The sequence below is a fragment of the Caballeronia sp. LjRoot29 genome (assembly GCF_964252755.1).
Taxonomy (GTDB): domain Bacteria; phylum Pseudomonadota; class Gammaproteobacteria; order Burkholderiales; family Burkholderiaceae; genus Caballeronia.
Map to the genome: position 1 here is coordinate 1 of NZ_CAXUPU020000074.1, position 5,927 is coordinate 5,927.

Below are 5,927 nucleotides of genomic sequence, written 5' to 3' on the forward strand. Positions count from 1 at the left end.
GGTTATACCTGGCTAGAGGGGGATTTTCACAGCGCCCCGCCGGTTTGTAATGGTCAAGTAATTGTGGACACCCGCCAAGCGGATTCCGCAAGGAACTAGCTTCGTATAACACCGGCGGCGCTCACGCGCCGAGCCTCTCCACCAGGAAGTCGACAAAACTGCGCACGCGCGAAGTCAAATGCCGGCCATGCGGATAGAGCAGGATGAACGGTCGCGAACAACCGCCATATTGAGGGAGCAATTCCTTGAGTGTTCCGTCCGCGACGTCCTTCTCCACGACGAACCGATACGTCTGGAATAACCCCGCGCCATGACGCGCCAAGGTCACGCCGGCGAGCACATCGCCTGATGATCCATAACAGCCCCGCGTCACGATTTCTTCAATGCTGCCGTCTCTATTGAACGCCCACGGTATGTTGCGGCCGCTGCTTGGCAACTCGAACTGGATGCACTCGTGGTTAATCAAATCGTCCGGGGTTTTCAGTTTGTGGGCTCGGCGCAAATACGCAGGGGACGCCACGACCACCAGTTCCGAATCCTCGAGTTTTCGTGCACTGAGGCCTGAATCCGGGGGGGCACGTCCGCGGATCGCGAGGTCAAAGCCCTCGTCGGCGAAATCGATATTGCGGTTACTAAGGTGCGTTTCCACTGTGACGCCGGGATACCGCTCACGGAATTCCGCCAGCAGAGGAAGGACACGATAGTGCGCGTACGGCGTAGGCATGCTGATCCGCAAGACGCCGGCAGGCGTGGTCTGTTCCCCTGTTGCTTCCCGCTCTGCATCCACAAGATGTGCAAGCGCCAGCCGGCATTGTTCCAAGTAGCGCTTTCCTGCATCCGTTAGCCGAATCTGTCGTGTTGTCCGGACGAACAACTGCACGCCGAGGCGTTTCTCAAGACCCGCTACAGACCGGCTGACCGCAGCAGGATTCACGCTAGCCGCCGCCGCAGCAGCGGTGAAACTTTCCAGTTCAGCCGCGAGGCAAAACAGCTCGATACTGCCCAGAAGAAGGCCTTCAAATTGACGCTGCATAGTCTCTCGATGAGATGGATTCCGGCGGTTAGCCGTGGCCCGAATGATCGCGAAATGGTGCCCTAATTCGAGCATTCCTGCATGCCCTATCGGTTCGCCTGATTTGTTCTTGTCACGCAAGACTGTTTGTCCATGACGGGTATTCGAACTCGACGTTCGCGCGCCTAGACTGCGTTCAGCACTTCCGGATGCCGTCAGTCGGGACGGTCAAGACAGCTGAATTTACTTGATTAGGGGCTTACCATGAGCGCATCACAAAAGGTTGTAGTCATCACTGGCGCGTCGCAAGGCATTGGCGCAGAACTGGTCAAGGCTTTCCGGGAACGCGACTACCGCGTTGTCGCAACAGCGCGAAGCATCAAGCCGTCGGACGACGCTAACATTGTCACGGTGGCGGGTGATATTGGCGACCCTGCAACGGCTCGTCGCGTCATTAGCGAAGGCGTGGCACGCTTCGGCCGCATTGATACGCTGGTCAACAATGCCGGCATTTTTATCGCTAAGCCTTTTACTCAATACACCGCGGAAGACTACGCGGCAATCACTAGCGTCAATCTCTCTGGTTTCTTCTACATCACGCAGCTCGCGATTGCTGAGATGGAGAAAAATTCGAGCGGCCACGTGGTCAGCGTCTCGACCACCCTGGCAGATAGCGCGATTAGCGGCGTGCCATCGGTACTGGCATCGTTGACGAAGGGCGGCCTGAACGCGGCCACTCGATCCCTCGCGATCGAGTATGCAAAGAGCGGTATTCGCGCGAACGCCGTCGCGCCGGGCATCATCAAATCGCCGATGCACGCGCCCGAAACGCATGCGGCGCTCGGCGCACTTCATCCCATGGGTCATATGGGCGAGATGAGCGATGTCGTGAACGCCATTTTGTATCTGGACTCGGCTCCGTTCGTGACAGGCGAAATCCTGCATGTCGACGGCGGCCAGAGCGCCGGTCACTAAGCGGTCGTCACTCAGTCAATTCCGGGCGCCGGCAGTCGGCGCCTCTTTCGTGAGTCATTATAGGAGATAGCGGCATGCCCATTGTCACCATTCAAGTTACCCGCGAGGGTAGCGAACCCGGACAGGACTCAGTCACCGCGGAAGAGAAAGCGCAGCTTATCAAGGGCGTAAGCCATGTACTGCTCGACGTACTGAACAAGCCGCTCGAAGCGACCTTTGTCGTGATAGAAGAGGTGGCTACCGAGAACTGGGGTTGGGGCGGATTACCGGTTAATGAGTACCGTAAGCTGCGAGCGGCGAAATCGTCGTGAACGTTTTGGTTAGCAAATTTTACGTCGGTCCGAACGAGCGCCATGTTGTGCCACGCAAAGCGCTCGACTCTTCCCCTAAGCTTGATTCAAGCGGGATCGGACAAGCACTTCCCCCGCCCGCGCGCCGCAGTGTTCGCCTCGCCACCACGTCAACTCGCCGTTCACGATGACCGCTTCAACGCCGTCGGCAGCGACGGCCGGCGTATCGTAGGTTGCCCGGTCCTTGATCGTGGCGGCATCGAATATGACGACATCGGCGTGGTTACCCGTTTCAAGCGTGCCGCGTCCCGTCAAGCCAAAGTTCCTGGCCGTGAGGCCGCTCATTTTCCACACTGCAGTTTCCAGCGGAAACAGGCCGACGTCGCGACTGTAGTGTCCGAGCACACGCGGAAACGTACCCCACAGGCGCGGATGCGGCTTCTCGCCTAACGACAGTCCGTCTGACCCGATCATCGTTTCTTCGAATGCGAGGATACGGCGAACATCGTTCTCGTCCATGCTGAAGTAGATCGCGCTTGCCGGTTGCAAGCGCCTGGACGCCTCGACGCGGCTTACGCCCCACTCTTCTGCAATCTCACCCAGATCGCGTCCCGCCAGTTCGGGATGCGCTTCACTCGTTGCGATGCGCACGCGTCCCTGCAATTTCGTTTCATCGGTATGAAGCATGGTCGAGCTGGCGTCGTAGGGATAACAATCGAGTGCGACGCACTGGCACCGCATGGCGGCGCGGATCAGCGGCAACGTAAGCGTCGATTTGCCGAAATTTACCTCACGCTGCAGCTTGTGATGTGAAATCACGACCGGCACGTCGAGCGCACGGCCGATCTCGAACGTCTCGTTAAGTGAGTCGATACAACCATCGGCTTCGTTGCGCATGTGCGTCACATAGACCGCGCCGGTGCCGGTCAACGGGCGGCAGACGCTGATCACTTCCTCCATGGGCGCAGCGGAGGCTGGCGGGTAGTATGTACCCGTCGAAACACCGATTGCACCGGCTTCCAGTGCTTCGCTTAGCAAGCCCTGCATCGCTTGGATCTCGTCGCTGTTGGCCTCCCGATCGAGCGAATCCATTGTCATCACGCGCAGGGTGGTATGGCCCACCATGGCGGCCACATTGACCGACGATGGAGAACCGCGAACCGCGTCGAGATAGTCGGCGAAACGCGAAAAAGTAGCGTGTGGTGCGTGTTCGTCGCCAGTCAACAAACTCAACGGCATGGGGTGCGGCGAATCCGGACTCAGCGGCGCAAGGCTGATGCCGCAGTTGCCGGTTATGACCGTGGTAACGCCCTGCGAGATCTTGCAGATCATCTGCGGATCGAAGAGGATGGCGGCATCGTCGTGAGTATGTGAATCGATGAAACCCGGGGCAACAATTCTTCCCGTCGCATCGATGATCTTCGCCGCTGTATGCGCGCGCAGGTCCCCGATCTCTGCAATGCGTCCGTGGCGAATGCCCACGTCGGCGTCAAAGCGTGGCCGGCGCGTGCCGTCGATCACCGTACCGCCGCGGATGATCAGGTCGAATATATCGGATTCCTGATTAGACATAAGAGAGTCTCCGTTACTTGATTATTTTGTGCCCGGCCGGTGTTGAACAGGCCGGTTCTGGATGGGCCACTTCGGCAGCTTGATCTTTTTATACGGTAATGCTGACCAGTCGGGGCTCGCGGAACCGGGTGCGCCAACGTAGATGATCTCGTGAGCAATGGTTGCGAACGACGCGTGAAAGTGCTGCGCCGATTTGACCACGACGATTTTCTTACTCGCCGGGTCGCACCCGAGCTGCGTAAACAGGTCAATGTTCAGCGCCTGCGCGCGGCGTGTGGACAGCACAATCTCGATGCCTTGCAATTCGACCAGCGCACAGTCGCCGAGCGGAGATGGCGTGCCCGCCTGACCGGTCATCGTCATGTCGGGGAACACCGCGCGCACCAGGCATCGCCCATCGACCGGCGTACCCGACTGCGGCCCGATCTTGCCGCCGATCCGCAGATCCAGCGTTGCGCCAACGCCGGCATCCAGCGCGATGCTGACCGCAACCGGATCCCACAACGGCCCGAGCGCTGCGTCGCCAATACCGCGCGCCAGCATGCGCTGCAGGATGAAGGTCGAGTCGCCCGCGGCGCCGCTGCCCGGATTATCTGAGCGATCTGCCAGGACGACTGGCGCGCTATCGGAGGCCAGGGCGCGGTCGAGCGCGGCGTCGATATCGAGGTAACGCACGAGCAACGCGTCGCGTAGCGTGATGACTTCATCGGCGAAGCGCTTTGCAATGGCTTGCGCCGTGGGGGCATCGTCGTCTGAATAGACCAGGACCTTGGTGCCCATGTCCTTGACATCGCCCGTTGCGAAGCCCTGCACGATTGAGATCGACAATATGCCGTCGTTCCCTTCTAGCGCCTGGGCGCGATCTGTCAGCGAGCGGCCGGGTTCGCGCGTGGTATGAATTGGCACGACCATGCCGCAGTCGACGACCGCCGCAACCGGGTTGATTTCGCCGAGCGCGGTGCGCTGGCAGAGATCGGCCAATTCAAACGCCCGTTCGAGCACGTCGGTATGCGGGTACTCCTTGAACATGATGAGTATGTTGGCATGGTTGACCATTGCTTCGCTCAAGTGCGCGTGCGGGTCGAGTTCTGCGCCGATGATGGCGTCGGGGCCGACTAGTTCCCGGACTTCGGCTAGCAGGTCGCCTTCGCAATCGTCGTAGCCGTCGGCCACCATGGCGCCGTGGAGGCCGAGCAACACAATGTCGATGGGTAAGGCCGCGCGCAGGTCGGACAGCAACTCGTCGCGCAGGGTTTCATACGCTAAGCGCGTGACGACGCCACCAGGATTCGCCGATGCAACCAGGCCTTCGATGACGGTCCAGCCGTAGGACGTTGCGCGTTGGCGTGCTGCCCATAGGGGACCTCCGAAGAAGGTCATTTCTTCGGGGTGCTGCCCGGCTGGGAAGTAGCCACGATCGTGGAACGCACCGAGGCCCGTTGGGATGGGTGCGAAGGTGTTGGTTTCAGTTGCGAGGCTGCCGGTGAACACGCGCATTTAGAGAGGTCCTTTCGTTCGCACTTTGGGGTTGCTGGTCGGGGTTAGTGTCGGGTTGCACGGGTTCTGCGTTAGCGATCTGGTTCATTGCCGGGTTGCTGCTTTCCAGGTCTTTGCGCGTTATATCTTGGCTGATTTCTTTATCACTGTTAGCCACTGCGCGTGGCGGCGCGTCATTTCTTTGTCCAAAGCGACAAAGAAACGAAGCAAAGAAAACGCTTTTAACAGCTCTACCCTAAGTGTCCACAGCGTGCAGTTTTTATTCATTGGTGCCCCAAAAGCACGGTGCTCGCAAGAGCCACGGATGTGTGAACCCCTCTTTCTCCGAACACGGATACCCCACGCTTCGCCACCAGTGAGTGAACCTGCCCGAAGAGCACCCCGCGCTATCCGCCTAGAACCAGCCACCGAATTTGTACGCACTTCAAACCACGTCGCCAACCCTCCTTGAAACGAGGTCACCGAAACGCGTGAGGCCGTGCCGGTTCGTGGAACACGGGTGCTTGCCCGAGAGCGTGCGGGGCGAAGCGTTTTACTGTCAGGATTCGCGAGAAGGAGGGGTTCAAACATCCTCCGCTCTT

At 59.4% G+C, this 5,927-nt stretch carries 5 protein-coding genes; 2 read left to right on the forward strand and 3 right to left on the reverse strand.

What is annotated here, in order from left to right; all coding sequences use genetic code 11:
* Positions 1 to 121: 121 nt before the first annotated feature.
* Positions 122 to 1,033 carry a LysR substrate-binding domain-containing protein gene (locus ACSQ83_RS35635; RefSeq protein WP_436231340.1) on the reverse strand — a complete coding sequence of 304 codons (912 nt, stop codon included), beginning with the start codon at positions 1,031 to 1,033 and terminating at the stop codon, positions 122 to 124.
* Between the two features lie 243 nt (positions 1,034 to 1,276).
* On the opposite strand from ACSQ83_RS35635, the gene ACSQ83_RS35640 reads away from it, so the two are divergent.
* Positions 1,277 to 1,987, forward strand: a complete 711-nt coding sequence (locus ACSQ83_RS35640; RefSeq protein ID WP_436231341.1) for an SDR family NAD(P)-dependent oxidoreductase — start codon at positions 1,277 to 1,279, stop codon at positions 1,985 to 1,987.
* A 74-nt stretch (positions 1,988 to 2,061) separates the two neighbouring features.
* Positions 2,062 to 2,298, forward strand: coding sequence for a tautomerase family protein (locus tag ACSQ83_RS35645; protein WP_436231342.1), 237 nt, complete (start codon positions 2,062 to 2,064; stop codon positions 2,296 to 2,298).
* 75 nt (positions 2,299 to 2,373) lie between these two features.
* Here the strand turns inward: ACSQ83_RS35645 and ACSQ83_RS35650 are convergent, their stop codons facing one another.
* Complete coding sequence (locus tag ACSQ83_RS35650; protein WP_436231343.1) at positions 2,374 to 3,849, reverse strand: N-acyl-D-amino-acid deacylase family protein; 1,476 nt, start codon at positions 3,847 to 3,849, stop codon at positions 2,374 to 2,376.
* Positions 3,850 to 3,870: 21 nt separating this feature from the next.
* Positions 3,871 to 5,346 (reverse strand): M81 family metallopeptidase, encoded by a 1,476-nt coding sequence (locus ACSQ83_RS35655; protein WP_436231344.1) that lies wholly within the window; start codon positions 5,344 to 5,346, stop codon positions 3,871 to 3,873.
* Positions 5,347 to 5,927: the final 581 nt, after the last annotated feature.